The organism is Pseudomonas sp. GM17 (assembly GCF_000282175.2).
Classification (GTDB): Bacteria; Pseudomonadota; Gammaproteobacteria; order Pseudomonadales; family Pseudomonadaceae; genus Aquipseudomonas; species Aquipseudomonas chlororaphis.
The window spans coordinates 4,500,629-4,521,089 of sequence record NZ_CP124732.1 but is presented as its reverse complement, the minus strand read 5'-3'; the positions used below and the strand labels follow the sequence as shown (position 1 = coordinate 4,521,089).

The 20,461-nt window shown below is 59.7% G+C and carries 19 protein-coding genes and 4 tRNA genes; 20 read left to right on the top strand and 3 right to left on the bottom strand.

All coding sequences use genetic code 11. The annotated features are described in order from the left end of the window. The first annotated feature begins 140 nt into the window (after nucleotides 1-140). Nucleotides 141-2,744, top strand: coding sequence for a motility hub landmark protein FimV (locus tag PMI20_RS20230; RefSeq protein ID WP_007921985.1), 2,604 nt, complete (start codon nucleotides 141-143; stop codon nucleotides 2,742-2,744). Between the two features lie 78 nt (nucleotides 2,745-2,822). On the opposite strand, the gene PMI20_RS20225 is transcribed toward PMI20_RS20230, so the two are convergent. Further along, nucleotides 2,823-3,482 (bottom strand): M24 family metallopeptidase, encoded by a 660-nt coding sequence (locus PMI20_RS20225; RefSeq protein WP_007921984.1) that lies wholly within the window; start codon nucleotides 3,480-3,482, stop codon nucleotides 2,823-2,825. Between the two features lie 232 nt (nucleotides 3,483-3,714). Here PMI20_RS20225 and truA point away from each other — a divergent pair, with 232 nt between their 5' ends. From truA to PMI20_RS20165, 12 genes are all read left to right on the top strand, one after another. Next, nucleotides 3,715-4,539: a tRNA pseudouridine(38-40) synthase TruA gene (truA, locus tag PMI20_RS20220; protein WP_016704910.1), complete on the top strand. Its 825-nt coding sequence runs from the start codon at nucleotides 3,715-3,717 to the stop codon at nucleotides 4,537-4,539. A gap of 64 nt (nucleotides 4,540-4,603) precedes the next feature. Then, entirely contained in the window at nucleotides 4,604-5,227 is a 624-nt protein-coding gene (locus tag PMI20_RS20215) for a phosphoribosylanthranilate isomerase (protein ID WP_007921982.1), read from the top strand. A 269-nt stretch (nucleotides 5,228-5,496) separates the two neighbouring features. Further along, complete coding sequence (accD, locus tag PMI20_RS20210; RefSeq protein ID WP_007921980.1) at nucleotides 5,497-6,417, top strand: acetyl-CoA carboxylase, carboxyltransferase subunit beta; 921 nt, start codon at nucleotides 5,497-5,499, stop codon at nucleotides 6,415-6,417. Beyond that, nucleotides 6,414-7,721: a bifunctional tetrahydrofolate synthase/dihydrofolate synthase gene (folC, locus tag PMI20_RS20205; protein WP_007921979.1), complete on the top strand. Its 1,308-nt coding sequence runs from the start codon at nucleotides 6,414-6,416 to the stop codon at nucleotides 7,719-7,721. Before accD ends, folC begins: the two co-directional genes overlap by 4 nt. Beyond that, nucleotides 7,705-8,382, top strand: a complete 678-nt coding sequence (locus PMI20_RS20200; RefSeq protein WP_007921977.1) for an SPOR domain-containing protein — start codon at nucleotides 7,705-7,707, stop codon at nucleotides 8,380-8,382. Before folC ends, PMI20_RS20200 begins: the two co-directional genes overlap by 17 nt. Before the next feature lie 98 nt (nucleotides 8,383-8,480). After that, nucleotides 8,481-9,038 carry a CvpA family protein gene (locus PMI20_RS20195; RefSeq protein WP_007921975.1) on the top strand — a complete coding sequence of 186 codons (558 nt, stop codon included), beginning with the start codon at nucleotides 8,481-8,483 and terminating at the stop codon, nucleotides 9,036-9,038. Between the two features lie 41 nt (nucleotides 9,039-9,079). Continuing rightward, nucleotides 9,080-10,585, top strand: coding sequence for an amidophosphoribosyltransferase (purF, locus tag PMI20_RS20190; protein ID WP_007921973.1), 1,506 nt, complete (start codon nucleotides 9,080-9,082; stop codon nucleotides 10,583-10,585). 34 nt (nucleotides 10,586-10,619) lie between these two features. Beyond that, on the top strand, nucleotides 10,620-11,831 hold the full coding sequence (locus tag PMI20_RS20185) for an O-succinylhomoserine sulfhydrylase (RefSeq protein WP_007921971.1): 1,212 nt from the start codon (nucleotides 10,620-10,622) through the stop codon (nucleotides 11,829-11,831). Between the two features lie 5 nt (nucleotides 11,832-11,836). After that, the gene (locus PMI20_RS20180) at nucleotides 11,837-12,604 is read left to right on the top strand and encodes an SDR family oxidoreductase (protein WP_219733791.1); all 768 of its coding nucleotides are present in this window, start codon (nucleotides 11,837-11,839) and stop codon (nucleotides 12,602-12,604) included. Between the two features lie 159 nt (nucleotides 12,605-12,763). Next, a tRNA-Val gene (locus tag PMI20_RS20175) sits at nucleotides 12,764-12,839 on the top strand. 59 nt (nucleotides 12,840-12,898) lie between these two features. Next, a tRNA-Asp gene (locus PMI20_RS20170) sits at nucleotides 12,899-12,975 on the top strand. 101 nt (nucleotides 12,976-13,076) lie between these two features. Then, nucleotides 13,077-13,153: transfer RNA gene (locus tag PMI20_RS20165), tRNA-Asp, on the top strand. Between the two features lie 212 nt (nucleotides 13,154-13,365). Here the strand turns inward: PMI20_RS20165 and PMI20_RS20160 are convergent. Beyond that, nucleotides 13,366-14,649, bottom strand: a complete 1,284-nt coding sequence (locus tag PMI20_RS20160; RefSeq protein ID WP_007920568.1) for an NAD(P)/FAD-dependent oxidoreductase — start codon at nucleotides 14,647-14,649, stop codon at nucleotides 13,366-13,368. Between the two features lie 183 nt (nucleotides 14,650-14,832). Between PMI20_RS20160 and PMI20_RS20155 the strand changes: the two genes are divergently transcribed. The 7 genes from PMI20_RS20155 (at nucleotide 14,833) to PMI20_RS20125 (ending at nucleotide 19,915) form a co-directional block, all read left to right on the top strand. Next, a tRNA-Val gene (locus PMI20_RS20155) sits at nucleotides 14,833-14,909 on the top strand. Nucleotides 14,910-15,332: 423 nt separating this feature from the next. Then, a complete protein-coding gene (locus PMI20_RS20150; protein WP_177323769.1) occupies nucleotides 15,333-15,800 on the top strand; it encodes a DUF3757 domain-containing protein in 468 nt (155 codons plus the stop codon). 171 nt (nucleotides 15,801-15,971) lie between these two features. Next, on the top strand, nucleotides 15,972-16,334 hold the full coding sequence (locus PMI20_RS20145) for an NUDIX hydrolase (protein WP_007920559.1): 363 nt from the start codon (nucleotides 15,972-15,974) through the stop codon (nucleotides 16,332-16,334). A 156-nt stretch (nucleotides 16,335-16,490) separates the two neighbouring features. After that, complete coding sequence (locus tag PMI20_RS20140; RefSeq protein ID WP_007920558.1) at nucleotides 16,491-16,841, top strand: hypothetical protein; 351 nt, start codon at nucleotides 16,491-16,493, stop codon at nucleotides 16,839-16,841. A 323-nt stretch (nucleotides 16,842-17,164) separates the two neighbouring features. Continuing rightward, on the top strand, nucleotides 17,165-17,794 hold the full coding sequence (locus tag PMI20_RS20135) for a lytic polysaccharide monooxygenase auxiliary activity family 9 protein (RefSeq protein ID WP_007920556.1): 630 nt from the start codon (nucleotides 17,165-17,167) through the stop codon (nucleotides 17,792-17,794). A 117-nt stretch (nucleotides 17,795-17,911) separates the two neighbouring features. Next, nucleotides 17,912-19,318, top strand: a complete 1,407-nt coding sequence (locus PMI20_RS20130; RefSeq protein ID WP_492571593.1) for a carbohydrate-binding protein — start codon at nucleotides 17,912-17,914, stop codon at nucleotides 19,316-19,318. 135 nt (nucleotides 19,319-19,453) lie between these two features. After that, nucleotides 19,454-19,915, top strand: a complete 462-nt coding sequence (locus PMI20_RS20125) for a DUF2214 family protein (RefSeq protein ID WP_007920552.1) — start codon at nucleotides 19,454-19,456, stop codon at nucleotides 19,913-19,915. 64 nt (nucleotides 19,916-19,979) lie between these two features. Here the strand turns inward: PMI20_RS20125 and PMI20_RS20120 are convergent, their stop codons facing one another. Further along, nucleotides 19,980-20,228 (bottom strand): hypothetical protein, encoded by a 249-nt coding sequence (locus PMI20_RS20120; protein ID WP_007920551.1) that lies wholly within the window; start codon nucleotides 20,226-20,228, stop codon nucleotides 19,980-19,982. Nucleotides 20,229-20,461 lie beyond the last annotated feature (233 nt).

Genomic DNA, 20,461 nt, shown 5'->3' with positions numbered 1-20,461 from the left:
AGGTGAGCTGCTGTCGCGGGCTTCCAAGGCATGCAGACATATATCGCGCGAAGCGGCCCTTCAGGCCGCACGCAATGCCTTACGGCAGCGCTACAACACCTTCTCGCTGGCCGAGGAATGTTCAAACAAAGGATGAGGCTATGGTTCAAGTTCGCAAACTGGTGTTAGCAATAGCGGCCGCGTCGGCGCTGTCCTCCGGTATGGCGCAGGCGCTTGGGCTCGGGGAGCTGACCCTGAAGTCGACTCTGAACCAGCCACTGGTTGCAGAAATCGAGTTGCTGGACGTCAAGGATCTCACCGCCGCCGAGGTGGTGCCGAGCCTGGCCTCGCCTGAAGATTTCGCCAAGGCGGGCGTCGATCGCCAGGCCTTTCTCAATGACCTGAGCTTTACGCCGGTGCTCAATGCCAGCGGCAAGAGCGTGCTGCGGGTCACATCGAGCCAGCCGCTCTCCGAGCCGATGGTCAAGTTCCTGGTGCAGGTGATGTGGCCCAATGGCCGTCTGCTGCGCGACTACAGCGTCCTGCTCGACCCTTCCAAGTTTTCCCCGCAAACCGCTGAAGCGGCCGCGCAATCCGCGGCACAAACTCCAGCGGTTGCCGCGCCGGTCACCGGTGCCGGCAAGCCTGCTCAATACACCACCTCGGCCCGCGATACCCTCTGGGAGATTGCGGCCAAGGCCCGCAATGGCGGTTCGGTCCAGCAAACCATGCTGGCCATCCAGGCGCTGAATCCGGATGCCTTTATCGACGGCAACATCAACCGGCTGAAGACCGGGCAGGTATTGCGCCTGCCCGATGCCGTGCAGAGCACCAGCCTGCCGCAGCCGCAAGCGATCGCCGAGGTCGCCGCGCAGAATACGGCGTGGCGTCAGGGGCGCCGCCTGGCGCCGCGTGGCGCTCAGCAGCAACTGGATGGCACCCGGCGTGCGGGCGCGGACAAGGCGCCTGCACAAGGCGCGGCCAAGGATAATCTGAGCCTGGTGTCTGCCGAGTCCGGCAAGGCGCGGGGCAAGGGTGCGGCTGGCGACAGCCAGGCACTGAGCAACAAGCTGGCGGTGACTCAGGAAAGCCTCGATACGGCCCGGCGTGACAACGCCGAGCTGAAAAGCCGTCTGACGGACCTGCAAAGCCAGTTGGACAAGCTGCAACGCCTGATCGAATTGAAGAACGACCAGTTGGCCAAATTGCAGGCGCAAGGGGCGGGTGCCGTGGCGCCAGCACAACCGACCGCGGCCATGCCGGCACAACTGGCCGAGCAGCCTGCGACCCCGGCGGCGCCAGTGACCGATCCTGCGGCAGCGTCGGGCGAGGCCCCGGCTGAAGCGGAACCGGCCCAGGCGCAAACACCGGCGTCCAATGAGGACGCATTCAACGACCTGCTGACCAATCCAATCCTCCTGGGGCTGGCGGGCGGCGGGGCAGTGCTGGTGCTGTTGTTGCTGCTGTTGCTGGCTCGCCGTCGCAAGGCTCAGCAGGAGGCGGAAAAGCATCTGCGCATGGCTCGCGCCCTGTCCGAAGAATCTGAGCTGTCCAAGGATCTGGATCTGCCGGAAAGCAGCTTCGAAGGCCTTGAAGTTCCGCCGCCGAGCGTCAAGCTCGCTCCAGCTCCAGCTCCAGCTCCAGCTCCAGCTCCGGTCGTGGCGCCTGTGGTGGACGCGGCGCCGGTAGCTGCTGCAGTCGAGCACCCGGCCGATGTGCTGGATCAGGCCCAGTCCCATATCGATGGCGGTCGCCTGAACCAGGCGGCGGCGATCCTGGAGGAGGCCGTCAAGCTGGAGCCGCAGCGTAGCGAGTTGCGCTTGAAGCTGATGGAGGTCTACGGTCATCAGGGCGATCGCAGCGCCTTTGTGGCCCAGGAGCGTCAGCTGGTGGCCAATGGCAAGAATTACGCTGAAGTCGAACAGCTGAAAAGTCGCTTCCCGGCAATGGCTGCTGTGGCGGCCGCGGGTCTCGGCGCAGCAGCCGTGGCGGCGGCGCTGGATGCTCAGTACGTCAAGGAACTGTTGCTCGACGAGCCGCAGGAGCCAGCGCCGGCACCGGTTGTCGACGACCTGGATACCGACTTCGATCTGAGCCTGGACGATCTGGAGGCCGCCTCTGCGGCGTCGCCGGTTGCTCCGGCTGTTCCTGCTCAAGTTGAGCCCGAGCTGGACGACTTCCCGCTGGATGACGACCTGAGCTTCGAGTCGGTGCTGCAGCAGCAAACCGAAGCCAAGGAAAGCCTGGACGATCTGTCGGATTTCGACCTGGATCTGGGTGAGGATCTTCCTGCCGCGGCGCAAGCCGATGAGGACTTCCTGCTCAGCCTGGATGACGACCTGAAGGATCTGCCGGCTGCCGAAGTGCCTACGGTGACCGAAGCCGCGCTCGACGATCTTGAGCTGCCAGCGGACTTCGACTTGTCCCTGGCTGACGAGATGGATGCGCAGCCCGCTGCCAAGGATGCTTTCGCTTCCGAGCTGGACGATGTCAATGCCGAGCTGGATCGCTTGTCGCAGAGCCTCGAGCAGCCGGACCTGGCCGAGCCGACCTTTACCGCGGAAGACGCCGCGGGCAGTGCCGACGAAGGGGATTTCGATTTCCTTTCCGGCGCCGATGAAGTGGCGACCAAGCTCGATCTGGCCCAGGCCTACATCGACATGGGCGATAACGATGGCGCGCGGGATATTCTCGGCGAAGTCATCAGCGAAGGTAACGACGGTCAGAAAAGCGAAGCCAGGGAAATGCTCGCGCGTCTGGCCTGAGTCGACGCTAGCAGCAAAAAAACGGCAGCCATCGAGGCTGCCGTTTTTGTTTCTGGGCCCATGGCAGCGCTTGCGCGGTTAGGCCAGCAGGTCTTCGTAGAAGGCGCCGAACGGCCGGGTAGGGTGGGCGATCTGGATTTCCAGAATCCACAGGCCAACGTTGGGGCATGCGTCGAAGGTGCCCAGGTCACCCGCTCGATAAATGGCATGGGGGAAGTCGCTGACCCGGTGCCCCTTGATCTCCAGGTTCAGCACCCAGCCCATGGCGCTCGCCTGTTCTTCGGCATAGCGATACAGGGCAGGGCCGGCCACCTTGTGCTCACTCCAGTGATCACGAACCCGTTCGAACAGGGTTTGGGCCGCCGTGGCACAGGCTTGCATCTCGGGATCGTTGCCGGTGACGAAGGTGGTGCCGCAATCGCCTTCGTGGCGGTCCCAGACCACCCCCAGGTCGATAAAGAAGATGTCGTTGTCGCCCAGTATCGGATCGCCTTCGGAGCGTTGCTTGAAGGTCTTCAGGGTGTTTTCGCCAAAGCGCACCAGCGCCGGGTGCCAGATCCGGTCCATGCCCAATTCCGCAAGCACCTCCAGCCCCAAGGCGCGAGCCTGGGATTCGAGCATGCCTGGCTGGATGTGCGCGGCTATCTGCGCAATGGCTTCCCAGGTCTTGCGCTTGGCGTGGAGCATGCCTTGCAGGCTGTAGGCGAGGCCCACGGCCTCCTTGTTGATGGCGGTCATTGGTCTCAGGTCCCGGTCGAGTGGATTTATGGTTTTCGCTATATATTCATCTATATAGCGTTTGTCCTGGTTTTCACGCAATCCTGTTTACGCTCGCTGGCGCTTAGTGGGCAAACATCAACTAAAAGCGGGTCGCGCATGGCGTCTGCTTGCGCGCGCCTTATAATGGCCGCCTTTGCGCATATCAGCAGGCTGTAAGTTCTTGGCAAATATAGATAACGCGGCCGCCGAAATGGCGGCCGCAGGCTTTTTCAGAATCGCGTTGGGTGTCGAATACAAGGGTTCGCGTTATCGCGGCTGGCAGCGTCAGGCTTCCGGTGTCCCGAGTGTCCAGGAAACCCTCGAGAAGGCGTTGTCCCGGGTGGCGGACTCGCCGGTGCTGCTGTCTTGCGCTGGGCGTACCGACGCCGGCGTGCACGCCTGCGGGCAGGTGGTGCACTTCGATACCCAGGCCGAGCGGTCGATGAAGGCGTGGGTGATGGGGGCCAATATCAACCTGCCCCACGACATCAGCGTGAGCTGGGCCAAGGTCATGCCGGCGCATTTTCATGCGCGGTTCAAGGCGATTGCCCGCCGCTATCGCTACGTGATCTACAACGACCAGATCCGTCCGGCGCACTTGAACGAGGAGATCACCTGGAATCATCGCCCGCTGGATGTCGAGCGGATGGCCGAGGCTGCCCAACATCTGGTGGGCACCCATGATTTCAGTGCATTCCGTGCAGGGCAGTGCCAGGCCAAGTCGCCGATCAAGGAAATCCACCATCTGCGGGTCACCCGGCACGGCAAGATGATTGTCCTGGATATCCGTGCCAGCGCGTTCCTGCATCACATGGTGCGCAATATCGCCGGAGTGCTGATGACCATCGGCGCGGGCGAGCGTCCGGTCGAGTGGGCCAGGGAAGTGCTGGAGAGCCGGATTCGCCGCACGGGCGGGGTGACGGCGCATCCTTTCGGACTGTATCTGGTGCAGGTCGAGTATCACGATGAGTTCGAGCTGCCCGAGCGATACATCGGGCCACATTTCCTCACCGGCTTCTCGGAACTTGACGGCTGACGCCCGGAAAAGCATTTGCTACCATCCGGGACTTTCCCCGGATTTGCCCTGAGGTTTAAACGACATGTCAGCCGTTCGCAGCAAAATTTGTGGGATTACCCGCATTGAGGATGCGTTGGCGGCGGTCGAGGCCGGGGCGGATGCCATCGGGTTGGTGTTCTACGCCAAGAGTCCGCGGGCGGTGAACGTCCAGCAGGCGCGGGCGATCGTTGCCGCGCTGCCGCCGTTCGTGACCACCGTGGGCCTGTTCGTCAATGCCAGCCGCTGCGAGCTGGGCGAGATCCTCGATGCGGTGCCGCTGGACCTGTTGCAGTTTCACGGCGATGAAACACCGGCGGACTGCGAGGGCTATCACCGGCCCTACATCAAGGCGCTGCGGGTCAAGGCCGGCGACGATATTGCCAGCCGTTGCGCGGCTTATGCGCGGGCCAGCGGCATCCTGCTCGATACCTACGTCGAGGGCGTGCCGGGTGGAACTGGCGAAGCCTTCGATTGGTCACTGGTACCGCAAGGCTTGAGCAAGGCGATTATCCTGGCCGGTGGCTTGACTGCCGAGAATGTCGGCCAGGCGATAGCGCAGGTTCGCCCGTACGCCGTGGATGTCAGTGGCGGGGTGGAGCAGAGCAAGGGCATCAAGGATCACGCAAAGATTCGCGCATTTATGCAGGCCGTTCGCGGCAGCTGTTAGTCGATGTGACGGCTGGCAGTCTGCCGCCGTCCATAACACCACTGTACAAAACAGGCCGGCACCGTCGCTGGGCGGGCCGTAAATCGAAGTGGCAGCCGCTCTATCCGGGGGTTGTCGGGATGGCTGAGGAGCCGTTCGGTACAGGCAGGTCAAGCTCGCGCTGACCGCGGTAGCGAACAGATCATCGCCGCACACATGAATTTAGCTCAAGGGCATACGCGGGGCCGCGAACCAGAGCGTTCGGGCCGCCGGTACTGGAGAAAGAAAGCATGAGCAACTGGTTAGTAGACAAACTGATCCCTTCGATCATGCGTTCCGAGGTGAAGAAAAGCTCGGTGCCTGAAGGTCTGTGGCACAAGTGTCCGTCCTGCGAGGCGGTGCTGTATCGTCCGGAGCTGGAAAAGACCCTGGACGTCTGCCCCAAGTGCAACCACCACATGCGTATCGGTGCTCGCGCCCGTATCGACATTTTCCTCGACGCTGAAGGCCGTGCCGAACTGGGCGCCGACCTGGAGCCGGTAGACCGTCTGAAATTCCGCGACGGCAAGAAGTACAAGGATCGCCTGACCGCGGCCCAGAAGCAGACCGGTGAAAAGGACGCGCTGATTTCCATGAGCGGTACCCTGCTGGGGATGCCGGTGGTGGTATCGGCGTTCGAGTTCTCCTTCATGGGCGGCTCCATGGGCGCCATCGTTGGCGAGCGTTTTGTGCGTGCTGCCAACTACGCGCTGGAAAAGCGTTGCCCGATGGTCTGCTTCTCCGCTTCCGGCGGTGCGCGGATGCAGGAAGCGCTGATCTCCCTGATGCAGATGGCCAAGACCTCCGCGGTGCTGGCGCGTCTGCGTGAAGAAGGCCTGCCATTCATTTCCGTGTTGACCGACCCGGTCTACGGTGGCGTTTCCGCCAGCCTGGCGATGCTGGGTGACGTGATTGTCGCCGAACCCAAGGCCCTGGTCGGTTTCGCCGGTCCTCGCGTGATCGAGCAGACCGTGCGTGAAAAACTGCCGGAAGGTTTCCAGCGTAGCGAGTTCCTGCTGGAGCATGGCGCTATCGACATGATTATCCCGCGCCAGGAGCTGCGTCCGCGCCTGGGTAACCTGCTGGCTCAACTGATGGGCTTGCCGACGCCTGAGTTCGTGGCCGCGCCTGTCGAGGCGATCGTGGTGCCACCGGTGCCTGCAAACATATGACCGAGCGTACCCTTGGCGACTGGCTTGCCTACCTTGAGCAGTTGCATCCGTCAGCCATCGACATGGGGCTGGAGCGCTCGCAAGAAGTAGCGTCCCGCATGGGATTGGGCAGGCTGGCGCCTCGGGTCGTCACGGTGACCGGTACCAACGGCAAGGGTTCTACCTGCGCGTTCGTGGCGTCCTTGCTGCGAGCCCAGGGGCTGAAGGTCGGTGTCTACAATTCCCCCCATCTGTTGCGCTACAACGAGCGCGTGCAGATCGATGGCGTCGAAGCCAGCGATGCCGAGCTGTGCGAGGCCTTTGTCGCGGTCGAAGCCGGGCGCGGTGAAATTTCCCTGACCTATTTCGAGATGGGTACCCTGGCGGCCTTCTGGCTGTTCCAGCGGGCCGGTCTCGATGCCGTGGTGCTGGAAGTCGGCCTGGGTGGGCGCCTGGATGCGGTCAACCTGGTGGATGCGGATCTGGCGCTGGTCACCAGTATCGGCGTCGACCATGCCGATTATCTGGGTGACACCCGTGAGTCTGTGGCCTTCGAGAAGGCCGGGGTTTTCCGCCAGGGCGCGCCTGCACTCTGCGGTGACCTGAATCCCCCTCAGCCCCTGCTGGATAAGGCGCGTGAATTGAACTGCCCGTTCTTCCTGCGCGGTCGTGATTTCGACCTGGGGATCACCGAGGCGAACTGGCAGTGGCGGGGTCTCGATGCGCGGGGCAATGCTGTCGAGCTGCGCGACTTGCCGCTGCTCGATCTGCCCATGGAGAACGCCGCGCTGGCCTTGCAGGCCTATTTGTTGCTGGGGCTGCCTTGGCAGGCCGAACGCATCGCCGAAGCCTTGCAGCAGACGCGAGTGGTCGGGCGCCTGGATCGCCGTCAGTTCGAATGGCAGGGCAAGCGCCTGAACCTGTTGCTGGATGTCGGGCACAACCCCCATGCCGCGGAGTATCTGGCCGAGCGCCTGATGCGCCGACCAGTGGCGGGCAAGCGCTTGGCGGTATTCGGCCTGTTGGCGGACAAGGACCTGGAGGGCGTGGTTGCCCGCCTGGATGCCTGTGTCGAGCATTGGGCGGTGGCGCCGCTGGATTCTGTCCGTGCGCGTCCCGTTGCGGACTTGCAGGCGGCACTGCAGAACCTTGGGGCTTCGGTAGCGTCTTATGAAAGTGTCGCCGCAGCCTTGGAAGGGCAGTGTGCGCAGGCTACGGGCGAAGACGAGATTCTGCTGTTCGGATCTTTTTATTGTGTTGCCGAGGCGCTCGAGTGGCTCGCTCGGCGCTCCACGGAGGAAGCTGCACATGGCTATGCTGGATAACGTCTACAAGCAGCGAATGGTTGGGGCCTTGGTTCTGGTGGCGTTGGCGGTGATTTTCCTGCCGATGCTGTTTTCCCGCGAAGATGAGCAGCGGCATATCAATGTCGAGGCGCCAGCAGTGCCTCAGGCGCCTGCTGTAACCCAGGTGCAAGTCGAGCCTGTGGTGGTGCCAGAGCCGCAGGCGCTGCCACAGGAGCCGGTACCCAGCGATGCAGAAGTGGCCCAGCAGGCCGCGCCTTCGATGCCGATTGCGCCAAGCGCTCCGGTTGCTCCGGCTCCAGTCCCGGTGGCACCGCCAGTCGCCGCGAGCAAGCCCGTGGCTCCACCTCCGGCGCCAGCCCCCAAGCCGGCTCCAGCCCAGCCGATTGCCGCAGCGCCAGCCAAGCCCGATGCGACCCCAAGCCGTGTCGATGCAAACGGCCTGTCGGTCAGTTGGTCGGTGCAACTGGCCAGCCTGTCCAGTCGGGAAAGCGCCGAGAACCTGCAGAAAACCCTGCGCAGCCAGGGGTACAACGCTTATATCCGTTCCGCCGATGGCAAGAACCGGGTATTCGTTGGTCCATTGATCGAGCGGGCCGAGGCAGACCGCCTGCGCGATTTGCTGAGCCGTCAGCAGAACCTCAAGGGTTTTGTCGTGCGCTTCCAGCCTGAGCGCGGTTAAGGCTATCGCCTTGATTTGCAAAGCACAGTGAATCGCAGCTTACCGACGGCCATGCGCTCTGTTAAAATGCGCCGCCTTATCCGTCTGTAGGCTGCACTGTGCCATTTACCTGGGTTGACTGGGCGATCGTTGCAATCATCGCCATCTCCGCTTTGATCAGTTTGAGTCGCGGCTTCGTCAAAGAAGCGCTGTCGCTGCTTACCTGGATCGTCGCAGGAGTCGTTGCCTGGATGTTTGGTGGCTCTCTGTCCGAATACCTCAGCGGATACATCGAGACTCCCTCGGCTCGCGTGATCGCGGGCTGTGCCATCATGTTTGTCGCCACTTTAATCGTGGGCGCAATGATCAATTATCTTATCGGCGAATTGGTTCGCGTCACCGGGCTATCCGGGACCGATCGATTCCTCGGCATGGCCTTCGGCGCGGCGCGTGGCGCATTGCTGGTGGTCGTGGCCGTCGGGCTGTTGAGCCTGGGGCCGGTACAACAGGATTCCTGGTGGCAGCAGTCGCGACTGGTGCCACAATTTCTATTGGTTGCAGACTGGTCAAAAAACCTCATATTGGGGTGGAGCAGTCAGTGGCTGGCCAGCGGTATCAGCGTACCCGCTGAAATACCGTTCAAGGAACAACTCTTACCGGCCAAAACGCCTCAGTAAGATGTGTTCAGTTCAGTTTCATTAAGTAGGGGTTGCGTCGCATGTGTGGCATCGTCGGTATCGTCGGTAAGTCGAACGTCAATCAGGCGCTGTATGACGCGCTAACCGTCCTCCAGCACCGCGGCCAGGACGCTGCCGGTATCGTGACCAGCCATGATGGCCGGTTATTCCTGCGCAAGGACAACGGCCTGGTCCGTGACGTTTTCCATCAACGGCACATGCAGCGCCTGGTCGGTCACATGGGGATCGGCCATGTGCGGTATCCGACCGCTGGCAGCTCGACTTCGGCCGAAGCTCAACCGTTTTACGTCAACTCGCCTTACGGCATCACACTGGCGCATAACGGTAACCTGACCAATGTTGAACAGCTGGCCAAGGAGATCTACGAGTCTGACTTGCGCCACGTCAACACCAATTCCGATTCGGAAGTCCTGCTCAACGTCTTCGCTCACGAGCTGGCCCAGCGCGGCAAGCTGCAACCGACCGAAGAAGACGTATTCGCCGCCGTGACCGACGTGCACAACCGTTGCGTTGGCGGTTATGCGGTAGTCGCCATGGTCACCGGTTATGGCATCGTTGGCTTCCGCGACCCTCACGGTATTCGCCCGATCGTTTTCGGTCAGCGTCACACCGACGAAGGCGTCGAATACATGATCGCCTCTGAAAGCGTGTCCCTGGATGTGCTGGGCTTCACCCTGATTCGCGACCTGGCGCCGGGCGAAGCGGTCTACATCACTGAAGACGGCAAGCTGCACACCCGTCAGTGCGCGACCAATCCGAAACTGACTCCGTGCATTTTCGAACATGTCTACCTGGCGCGTCCGGACTCGATCATCGACGGCGTGTCGGTGTACAAGGCGCGCCTGCGCATGGGCGAGAAGCTGGCCGAGAAGATCCTGCGCGAGCGTCCGGATCACGATATCGATGTGGTCATCCCGATTCCGGATACCAGCCGTACCGCGGCGCTGGAGCTGGCGAACCACCTGGGCGTCAAGTTCCGCGAAGGCTTCGTGAAGAACCGCTACATCGGCCGGACCTTCATCATGCCGGGCCAGGCCGCGCGGAAAAAATCCGTGCGCCAGAAACTCAATGCCATCGAGCTGGAGTTCCGCGGCAAGAACGTGATGCTGGTGGATGACTCGATCGTTCGCGGCACCACCTGCAAGCAGATCATCCAGATGGCCCGTGAAGCCGGCGCGAAGAACGTCTACTTCTGCTCCGCGGCGCCTGCCGTGCGTTTCCCGAACGTGTACGGCATCGACATGCCGAGCGCTCACGAACTGATCGCACACAATCGTTCGACTCAGGATGTGGCTGATCTGATCGGCGCCGACTGGCTGATCTACCAGGATCTGCCTGATCTGATCGAGGCGGTCGGTGGCGGCAAGATCAAGATCGAGAACTTCGACTGCGCGGTGTTCGACGGCAAATATGTCACTGGCGACGTCGACGAGGCCTACCTGAACAAGATCGAAAACGCACGTAACGATGCCTCCAAGGCCAAGACCCAGGCGGTCAGTGCGATCATCGATCTGTACAACAACTGATCTAGAGCATTAGAAGACATAAGGAGTAGGCGGCATGAGTCAGGATTGGGATGCCGGTCGGCTGGACAGCGACCTTGATGGCGTAGCTTTCGACACCCTGGCCGTGCGCGCCGGCCAACACCGTACCCCGGAAGGGGAGCACGGTGATCCGATGTTCTTCACCTCCAGCTACGTGTTCCGCACGGCCGCCGATGCGGCCGCGCGGTTCGCCGGCGAGGTGCCGGGCAATGTCTATTCCCGCTACACCAACCCGACCGTGCGGGCGTTCGAAGAGCGTATCGCCGCCCTGGAAGGCGCCGAGCAGGCTGTGGCCACGGCCACCGGCATGGCGGCGATTCTCTCGGTGGTCATGAGTTTGTGCAGCGCGGGCGACCATGTATTGGTTTCGCGCAGTGTGTTTGGCTCGACCATCAGTCTGTTCGAAAAGTATTTCAAGCGCTTCGGTATCGAGGTCGATTACGTGCCCCTGGCGGACCTGTCCGGCTGGGATGCGGCGATCAAGGCCAATACCAAGTTGCTGTTCGTTGAATCGCCGTCCAACCCGCTCGCCGAGCTGGTGGATATCGCTGCATTGTCCGAAATCGCTCACGCCAAGGGCGCAATGCTGGTGGTCGACAACTGTTTCTGTACTCCAGCGTTGCAGCAGCCGCTGAAGCTGGGCGCGGACGTGGTGGTGCACTCGGCGACCAAGTTCATCGACGGCCAGGGTCGTTGCATGGGCGGTGTGGTGGCTGGCCGCAGCGAGCAAATGAAGGAAGTGGTGGGTTTCCTGCGTACCGCGGGGCCGACCCTGAGCCCGTTCAACGCCTGGATCTTCCTCAAGGGTCTCGAAACCCTCAACCTGCGTATGCGTGCCCATTGTGCCAATGCCCAGGCCCTGGCCGAATGGCTGGAGCAGCAGGACGGCATCGAGAAGGTGCATTACGCCGGTCTGCCAAGCCATCCGCAATACGAGCTGGCCAAGCGTCAGCAGCGTGGTTTCGGCGCGGTGGTGAGCTTTGAAGTCAAGGGCGGCAAGGACGGGGCCTGGCGTTTTATCGACGCTACTCGCCTGATTTCCATTACCGCCAACCTGGGCGATAGCAAGACCACCATCACTCATCCGAGCACCACCTCTCACGGCCGTCTGGCACCGCAAGAACGTGAAGCGGCGGGCATTCGTGACAGCCTGATTCGTATTGCTGTCGGCCTTGAGGATGTGGTGGACCTGCAAGCCGACCTGGCGCGCGGGTTGGCAGCCTTGTGATCGAGTTGTCCGAACAGCAGAGCATTGCCAACGGCCGCGTCGCGCTGGTGACTGGCGCGGCACGCGGTATCGGCCTGGGCATCGCTGCCTGGTTGATCAGCGAAGGCTGGCAGGTGGTGCTGACCGATCTGGATCGTGTACGCGGCTCCCAGGTGGCCAAGGTCCTGGGTGATAGTGCCTGGTTCATTGGCATGGATGTGGCGGATGAAGCGCAGGTCGCCCTGGGGGTCGCCGAAGTGCTGGGGCAGTTCGGGCGCCTCGATGCGCTGGTGTGTAACGCAGCAGTCGCTGACCCGCGCAACATCACCCTGGAAAGCCTCGACCTGGCTTACTGGAATCGGGTGCTGGCGGTGAACCTCAGCGGTCCGATGCTCCTGGCCAAGCACTGTGCGCCATATCTGCGCGCTCATGGCGGAGCCATCGTCAACCTGGCATCTACCCGTGCCCGGCAATCGGAACCGGACACTGAAGCCTATGCGGCGAGCAAGGGCGGTCTGCTGGCCTTGACCCATGCATTGGCCATGAGCCTGGGGCCGGAGATCCGGGTCAATGCGGTCAGCCCCGGCTGGATCGACGCTCGGGACCCGGCGGCGCGTCGGGCCGAGCCTCTGAGCGATGCCGATCATGCCCAGCATCCGGCGGGCAGGGTAGGGACGGTCGAGGATGTGGCGGCGATGGTGGCGTGGTTGTTGTCGAAGAACTCCGGTTTTGTCACTGGTCAGGAGTTCGTGGTCGACGGCGGTATGAGCAAAAAAATGATTTATCGCGACTGATGGCGTGTGGAGGGCGCAACGAGCACGGCTTTAGGTCGTCGGTGTTGTTGATTCCTTTTTCAGGCGTTGTCGTGATTTTGTCTTTTTCAGAAAAACTTCAAGCAGGGTATTGACTTAGCATCGGTATCTGCGTAAATTTCGCGGCCTCAACGAAGCAAAGGGTGATTAGCTCAGCTGGGAGAGCATCTGCCTTACAAGCAGAGGGTCGGCGGTTCGATCCCGTCATCACCCACCACTTCTTGAGTGCCTTTCGAAAGAAAGGCGGAGGCTTCCACGGAAGCATCCAACCGACGCGCAGCGGTAGTTCAGTCGGTTAGAATACCGGCCTGTCACGCCGGGGGTCGCGGGTTCGAGTCCCGTCCGCTGCGCCATATTTTCCAGGTCAGGTGTTCCTGCTCTGAGATTGAAAAGCCTAGAAGTTTTTCAGTCAGACGATTTAAACGGTTCACATGGGCGAAAGTCCAAGCGATACGCAGCGGTAGTTCAGTCGGTTAGAATACCGGCCTGTCACGCCGGGGGTCGCGGGTTCGAGTCCCGTCCGCTGCGCCATATCTACTTGAAGGAACACTGAACGCCTTCAAGTGACGAAGAAGCCGCAGGCTTTTCGGATCGATAGCAAAGACCCTGGTCGAAAGACCGGGGTTTTTTGTTTTCGGAATCCGGCTTTTTTCGATGCCGCTCAGGCAGTCGATATTTCCCCTCTGCAAAGCCCCAAAAAAACCGCCTGATGGGCGGTTTTTTATTTGGAGAGGGTAGGGTTATCAGAACCCCAGCTTGTCTCGCAGGCTGTAATACCAGGCGCCCATCGCGGTGAATGGGGTGCGCAACAACTGGCCGCCAGGGAAGGGGTAGTGTGGCAGCTCGGCAAAGGCGTCAAAGCGCTCTGCCTGGCCACGCAGGGCCTCTGCCAGTACCTTGCCGGCCAGGTGGGTATAGGTGACGCCATGGCCGCTGCAGCCCTGGGAGTAATAGATGTTGTCCCCCAGGCGTCCGACTTGTGGCAGGCGCGACAGGGTCAGCAGAAAGTTGCCGGTCCAGGCGTAGTCGATCTTCACATCCTTGAGTTGCGGGAAGGCCTTGAGCATCTTCGGTCGGATGATTGCTTCGATATTCGCCGGGTCGCGAGCGCCATACACCACGCCGCCGCCGAAGATAAGGCGCTTGTCGGCGGAAAGACGGTAGTAATCCAGCAGATAGTTGCAGTCCTCGACGCAGTAGTCCTGGGGAAGCAGGCTTTTTGCTAACTCATCGCTCAATGGTTCAGTGGTGATGACCTGGGTGCCGCACGGCATCGATTTAGCGGCCAGCTCCGGCACCAGGTTGCCCAGGTAGGCGTTGCCCGCGACTATGGCGAACTTGGCCCTGACCTTGCCTTGTGGGGTATGTATCACCGGATTGGCACCGCGTTCGATACGTACCGCCGGGGATTGCTCGTAGATAACACCGCCCAGGGATTCCACGGCTGCCGCTTCGCCCAGTGCCAGATTGAGTGGGTGGATATGCCCGCCGCTCATGTCGAGCATGCCGCCCTGGTACAGCTCACAAGCGACGACTTCGCGAATGCGGCGCTGATCCAGCAATTCCAGCTGGGTGTGGCCGTAGCGCTCCCACAGGCGCTTCTGCGACTCCAGGTGACCCATCTGCTTGCTGGTGATGGCGGCGAACACTCCGCCATCTTTCAGGTCGCACTGGATTTGATACTTGGCGACCCGCTCACGGATGATCCTGCCGCCTTCGAAGGCCATCTGGCCAAGCAGTTGAGCTTGCTTGGGGCCGACACTGCGTTCAATCACATCAATGTCGCGGCTATAGCTATTGACGATCTGTCCACCGTTACGCCCGGAAGCGCCGAAGCCAACCTTGGCCGCTTCCAGGACGGTGACTTTAAAGCCATTCTCAAGCAGGAACAGGGCGCTGGAGAGGCCGGTGTAGCCGGCACCGATCACGCAGACATCGGTTTCCACATCATCTTGCAGTAGCGGGCGGGCTGGAGCAGCGTTGGCTGACGCTGCGTAATACGATTGTGGGTAAGGTGTGTTCGCCATCCTGCAACCTCTGTTTAATATTCTTGACGATTGCGTGGATCCTACCTGAGTTGAAAAACGCCTACCAGCCATCGAAAAATCTTCTTGGCAGGCTCAAAAAATAAAAATTCGCATATTCAGAGGGTTAGCTGCAAAAAAGGTGTTGACACCCCTCCGGAATTCCGTAGAATGCCGCCTCACAGCAGGCACGTAGCTCAGTTGGTTAGAGCACCACCTTGACATGGTGGGGGTCGTTGGTTCGAGTCCAATCGCGCCTACCAAACAAAATCCGCTCTGCTGGGCGGTCTGGAAGGGCCCACCGAAAGGTGGGCCCTTTTTTGTTGTCCGCGGTTTTCAAAACCTTTGTAAAGCCGCCACTCAAAAGGCCAAGTCGGCACCTGCCTCCAGGTACACGATCTCCTTTTTCGGCGTGCCCTTCCTGATAGTGTTCTTTCAAGGTCCACCGATGACTTCAAGCTAGCGATCTTCGCGGCGTTGGAGGCTGGCCTGGTCCAGGTGGATAGCACGCTTTAGTCAGGGGCGTCGTTGTGACTGCACTTTGCAACTGACCACCAAGAGCGGGCGCTTCGATGTAGAGACTGCTGGTCTTAAGAGAAAAATCTAATATTTTAGGAATCGTCCTACATTCTAAAGTTGTTCTAGTTGATAGAACCTTCCTTCTGATATTCACGAAGGAATGGAACGTGTCTAGATTGTTGGGTTGGATGTTGCTGTGTTCGCAGCTATTTACATTCGTGCATGCTAGCAATTACCTCAATATCCCTGACTGGCCGGGTGATCAGGAATCATGTCCTTCGCCGCGAGATATCAAGGGCATGATGGGCATTTTTAGCGCGCCAGCTAAAAGTGAGGGTGCTGAATGGGTAGGTGTGCTGGTTGACGGTGCCATGGAAGCTGTTACCAACTTCGAGAAAAGCTATTTTGTATTGACTCACCAAGGTGTCGATAAAGTTGGTTTTATAAATAGCTGTATCTATGTAACCTCCGGTGGCCGATATTTGAATATGCATCTTGATCTCGGCGGTCATTACAAACAGGTCATGTGGATTGGGAACTCATTGTCATGGAAAGAGTCTCGAGACTTCTCCTCATCAACAATCCTGGAATGCACGGATACCTATAGAGATGCATGCAGTTTTTATTTGAAGTGAATGTGTCCGTCTGTATGGATGGGTTTTGTTCCATGCTATGCCGTTGTCTTTTTGGCATCCTTAATGCTTATGCATTTCATGACATTTTTGTGACACTTTTAAGTCGGTTTTCGGTCTGTATGCACGTTCCCTGCGCAATACGGGCAGGATGTGGTCGGGTAGGGTGCAGGTATGAAGAGTAGAGCAACGGTGATTTGTGCGCATGGAGGGCAAATTCTTTTTGTCCGCAAGGATCGCGCAAAATGGTCTTTACCGGGCGGCAAGGTCGAGCCTGGGGAGTCTCTCGCTGCTGCCGCGATACGTGAGCTGCGTGAGGAGACAGGGCTGGATGCCAGTGAGCCTCTTTACATCCTGGAGTTCGACGCCGGCAATGTGCGGCATCACGTATTCGAGGTTGCCGTGGCCAATGCCGAGGATGCCCGGCCCTTGAATGAAATTGCGGCCATCGCTTGGCATGCCTATGGGGCTGCCCGTGAGCTGGATGCAACGGCCGCCACCAAGAGTATTGTGAGTTCGTTTTTACGCCGCCTTTAACCGAGGTGTTATCGATTCATGAAGAAGCCCGCCTTGCGCGGGTTTTTGTTTTTCCGACCAGTGCGCGAAATGGTCCGCGAGCGGTTTTCTCGCAGCCGAGTGCCAATGGTTTGTCATGTGAGTGATACAGTCGCGTTTTTACGGCGAGGTAGCGTGATGCGGGTGTTGATGGCGGTAATGGTCGTGGCGTTGCTGGCGGGGTGTGCCGGCTCGGCGATGAATGAGGCGCGTTCGAAGAGCCCCTACAAGGTGCTCTCGTCGGCCAAGGCAGAGCAAATCGTGGCGCAGTGTGTGCAGTTTGCCTGGCAGGACGAAGCGGTGTTCGGTGTGGATGCGTCGGCCTATCTGGAGTCTGCCAAGGTGGGTGGATACACGGTCTATACCCGTTCGGCGGAGTCCTTTGCCGATATTCGGGGGCAGGCTTCGGGTACCACCGTCAATTATTACGCGGTCCAAGACAACTGGGTCGCCAAGCGTAGACTGGCTGCATTGGCGACTTGCCTGTAATTCCTTTTTGAACGTTATCCAGTAAACAGATCATGAACCCGGCTCTTGCCGGGTTTATGGTTTATTGAAGATCTCCATTGTTTTTCCTGAAAGGTTGATTAACAAGATGCCAGTTGAGTATTCATTTATTGGCTTGTGTAAGTTATTTGCCTTTCTCCCTGTAGGTTTGTGCTGTAATTATTGGTTGATGTTCCGGCTTTGTTGCGGTGCGACAATTTGCTCGGCATTTTGTATGCGGGAATCAGTAGACAAAACACTGATTTGGACTAGTTTAAAAGTTCTCCTCAAGAAGGAGTTTTATCTAATCAAAGGAGTGAACAATAATGAATAAGCCATTGGTTCAACCGAAACACGGGCGTGTCGTATCCCCCTCCAGCCGTGGTGCTGTCGCCGTTGAGCTGGGGCTGCTCGGCACCTGGCAGGTCAATGAGTTGGAAGGTGGTAAAAATTTCCCGGCCCTGGTGGGCGGACCTTTTCAGAAACCATACGAGAGCGACGTCGCCAGCGTTGTGCCACCGGCTGATGGGCATATCCTCAGCGGCGGCAAGACCGACGAGCGTGACTGCCTCAACTTCACCAATGAAGAAATGTCGAGGAAGCTTGGGCATTCGTTCTCCTGGCCGTTGCTCAACGTCGATCCGGGGCAGGTGTTTCAGGTCAAGTGGGAGTACACCGCTCCTCATGTGACCCGCGGTTACAGCTGGTTCATCACCAAAGATGGCTGGGACACGAGACAGCGTATCAGCCGTGCGCAACTGGAGCCGCAGGCGTTCTTCAAGGACTTCTACACACAAGTTCCGTATGACCAGCACGGCGATGAAATGAAGGCCAAGGTCGAACATCAAGTGACACTGCCCAAGAACAAGAAAGGCCATCACGTGATTGTTCTGGCGTGGATTGTCGCCAACACCGGCAATGCGTTCTATCAGGCGTTCGACGTCGACTTCAAATAGTCGACTTTGAATAACAGCAGAAGTTGTCATTCTCTTTAAATGGTTCTGAAGGATTAGAACGTGAACAAGATCAACTTTGCAGCGGTAAAGACTCAGGCGAATGATTCGGCATCGTTGATGCCGTCGATCGCAGGCAAGAAGATCCTCATGGGCTTCTGGCACAACTGGCCGGCAGGCCCCAGTGACGGCTACCAGCAGGGGCAGTTCGCCAACCTCGACCTGGTGGATGTACCCAGGGAATACAACGTGGTGGCGGTAGCCTTCATGAAGGGCAACGGCATTCCCACCTTCAAGCCCTACAACCTGTCGGACGAGGAGTTCCGGCGTCAGGTTGGCGTGCTCAACAGCCAGGGGCGGGCGGTGTTGATTTCCCTTGGCGGTGCGGACGCTCATATCGAGTTGCACAAGGGCAATGAGCAAGCGCTGGCCAACGAAATCATCCGTCTGGTGGAAACCTATGGTTTCGACGGGCTGGACATCGACCTCGAGCAAAGCGCCATCGATTTTGCCGACAACAAGATCGTGCTGCCGGCGGCGCTCAAGCTGGTGAAGGATCACTACGCAGGCGAGGGCAAGCACTTCATCATCAGCATGGCGCCGGAGTTTCCCTACCTCGCCACCGGCGGCAAATACGTCGGTTATATCCAGGCGCTGGATGGCTACTACGATTTCATCGCGCCGCAATACTACAACCAGGGCGGCGACGGTCTGTGGGTCCAGGAAGCCAACGGCGGGCAGGGTGCCTGGATTGCCCAGAACAACGACGCGCTGAAGGAAGACTTTCTGTTTTATCTGACCGAGAGCCTGGTCACCGGTACGCGTGGCTATATCGCCATCCCTGCCGACAAGTTCGTGATCGGTCTGCCGGCCAACGTCGACGCGGCAGCGACCGGGTATGTCATTGACCCAGCGGCGGTGAGCAATGCCTTCAAGCGTCTGGATCGTGCCGGATTGTCGATCAAGGGCCTGATGACCTGGTCGGTCAATTGGGATGACGGCCTCAACAAGTACGGCGTCCGTTACAACTGGGAGTTCCGTGATCGTTATGCGCCGCTGATCCATGGTGGCAGCGGCGAGGAGCGACCTTCGGCGCCGGGCAACCTGTTTTCTCCCGCGCAGACAGAAAACAGCGTGACCTTGAGCTGGAGTGCTGCCCACGGTGTTCGTCCGATCGAGTTCTACACCCTGTTTCGCGATGGCAAGCCGGTGGCCCAGACGGCCTCGCTGACCTTGACGGACGAGGGGCTGAAAACCGATACGCTGTACAGCTACTTTGTCAGCGCCACGGACGCCCAGGGTAATCAGTCGCTGCCCAGTACCAACCTGAACATCAAGACCGCTGGCGGGGTGCCTGACCCGCAATACCCGGAATGGCAGTTGAATCATCACTATCGCAAAGATGATGGTGTGACTTATCAGGGCAATCTGTATCTGTGCTTTCAAGAGCACACCTCGAACGCCGGCTGGACTCCGGATGTCGCCTTCACCCTTTGGGCCAAGGTGGCGGTTCAGCGTCGTGCGTGAGCGCGGCTAGGAGCAGTACAGAGGCGCCCCGATGACGGGCGCCTTTTTTATTGGGTGTCGGGCAAGGCAAAGCTGCGGGTTATGGGCTAATACTCACAGGCCTTTTTTTGTCATCCGTCAATGGAGAGTGGAGCGATGCTCATGCACTGGTTTCTCGCAGCCGTACACCTGTTGGCCTTTGCTGTCGCCTTTGCGGCGGTGCTCAATCGCGGTACAGCGTTGCGCCGCGTGGTCACCGAAGGGGCGGATGTGCGCCGGGCTCTGCTGGCCGACAATGGCTGGGGGCTGGCCGCCGCGGTGTTGTTGATCACCGGCTTGCTGCGCGCCTTTGCTGGCTACGAAAAAGGCACGGACTACTACCTGCACCAGCCGCTGTTTCACATCAAGATGACCTTGTTCGTCATCATCCTGTTGCTCGAAATATGGCCAATGGTTGCGCTGATCAAATGGCGAATCGCCCTGGGGCGCGGGGCGTCGATCGATAGCGGTCGCGCCACGCTGTTTGCGCGCATCAGCCACCTGCAGGCGCTGCTGATTGTGCTGATAGTAGTGGCGGCCAGTGGCATGGCACGTGGGGTCATGCTCGGCCAGTCATGAGGTGAGGAGTCGCGTGTGCTCGGGCTCGCTGCGGGCTGTTGCGCGTCATCGAGCACCGCGCGCTCTAGCAGAGTTGGCTGAAAGCCTTGCTGATGGTGGCCCGGTTGGTTTTGAACTCGGCCTGCTGCACGGGAATGATGCCGAACTCATCGCTGACGATAGCCAGCACGCGGTGCAGGTAGTCGACGTTGGCCTCGGAGCGGAAGGTGAATATTCCGCGTTTGACTTCGTAGAGCCCCTCCGTCGAGCAGGCGGCAATGGTCCGCATCGCATTCAGGTCGTTGGTGATCAGAAGGTAAGCGAACTCTTGCATATGACCGCTCCTTGTTCGTAAAGCATCTGCCGATGGCAAGGGGGGAGCCTCGGCGGGTTCGCGGAGGCGGTAGGTCTTGAAATTACTCCTCCTGCTCATTGCCACGCTACTGAGTATTTATACAAAAACGAGGAAGGGCTTTCTCCCGGCCGAGTCGTATCGACAGATTGCCGGGATGGAGCGCTATCAGTGAAGGGCTTGGGTAGTGCACTTTTGCCAGGGCTGGCGCTGGC

Excerpts from the sequence above, each read along its gene's own strand:
- purF (WP_007921973.1), top strand. The coding sequence starts at position 9,080 with ATGTGTGGCATCGTCGGTATCGTCGGTAAGTCGAACGTCAATCAGGCG.
- PMI20_RS20185 (WP_007921971.1), top strand. The coding sequence starts at position 10,620 with ATGAGTCAGGATTGGGATGCCGGTCGGCTGGACAGCGACCTTGATGGC.
- PMI20_RS20215 (WP_007921982.1), top strand. The coding sequence starts at position 4,604 with ATGTCAGCCGTTCGCAGCAAAATTTGTGGGATTACCCGCATTGAGGAT.
- PMI20_RS20120 (WP_007920551.1), bottom strand. The coding sequence starts at position 20,228 with ATGCAAGAGTTCGCTTACCTTCTGATCACCAACGACCTGAATGCGATG.
- PMI20_RS20130 (WP_492571593.1), top strand. The coding sequence starts at position 17,912 with ATGCCGTCGATCGCAGGCAAGAAGATCCTCATGGGCTTCTGGCACAAC.
- PMI20_RS20230 (WP_007921985.1), top strand. The coding sequence starts at position 141 with ATGGTTCAAGTTCGCAAACTGGTGTTAGCAATAGCGGCCGCGTCGGCG.
- accD (WP_007921980.1), top strand. The coding sequence starts at position 5,497 with ATGAGCAACTGGTTAGTAGACAAACTGATCCCTTCGATCATGCGTTCC.
- PMI20_RS20125 (WP_007920552.1), top strand. The coding sequence starts at position 19,454 with ATGCTCATGCACTGGTTTCTCGCAGCCGTACACCTGTTGGCCTTTGCT.
- PMI20_RS20135 (WP_007920556.1), top strand. The coding sequence starts at position 17,165 with ATGAATAAGCCATTGGTTCAACCGAAACACGGGCGTGTCGTATCCCCC.
- PMI20_RS20200 (WP_007921977.1), top strand. The coding sequence starts at position 7,705 with ATGGCTATGCTGGATAACGTCTACAAGCAGCGAATGGTTGGGGCCTTG.
- PMI20_RS20160 (WP_007920568.1), bottom strand. The coding sequence starts at position 14,649 with ATGGCGAACACACCTTACCCACAATCGTATTACGCAGCGTCAGCCAAC.
- folC (WP_007921979.1), top strand. The coding sequence starts at position 6,414 with ATGACCGAGCGTACCCTTGGCGACTGGCTTGCCTACCTTGAGCAGTTG.
- truA (WP_016704910.1), top strand. The coding sequence starts at position 3,715 with ATGGCGGCCGCAGGCTTTTTCAGAATCGCGTTGGGTGTCGAATACAAG.
- PMI20_RS20225 (WP_007921984.1), bottom strand. The coding sequence starts at position 3,482 with ATGACCGCCATCAACAAGGAGGCCGTGGGCCTCGCCTACAGCCTGCAA.
- PMI20_RS20140 (WP_007920558.1), top strand. The coding sequence starts at position 16,491 with ATGCGGGTGTTGATGGCGGTAATGGTCGTGGCGTTGCTGGCGGGGTGT.
- PMI20_RS20145 (WP_007920559.1), top strand. The coding sequence starts at position 15,972 with ATGAAGAGTAGAGCAACGGTGATTTGTGCGCATGGAGGGCAAATTCTT.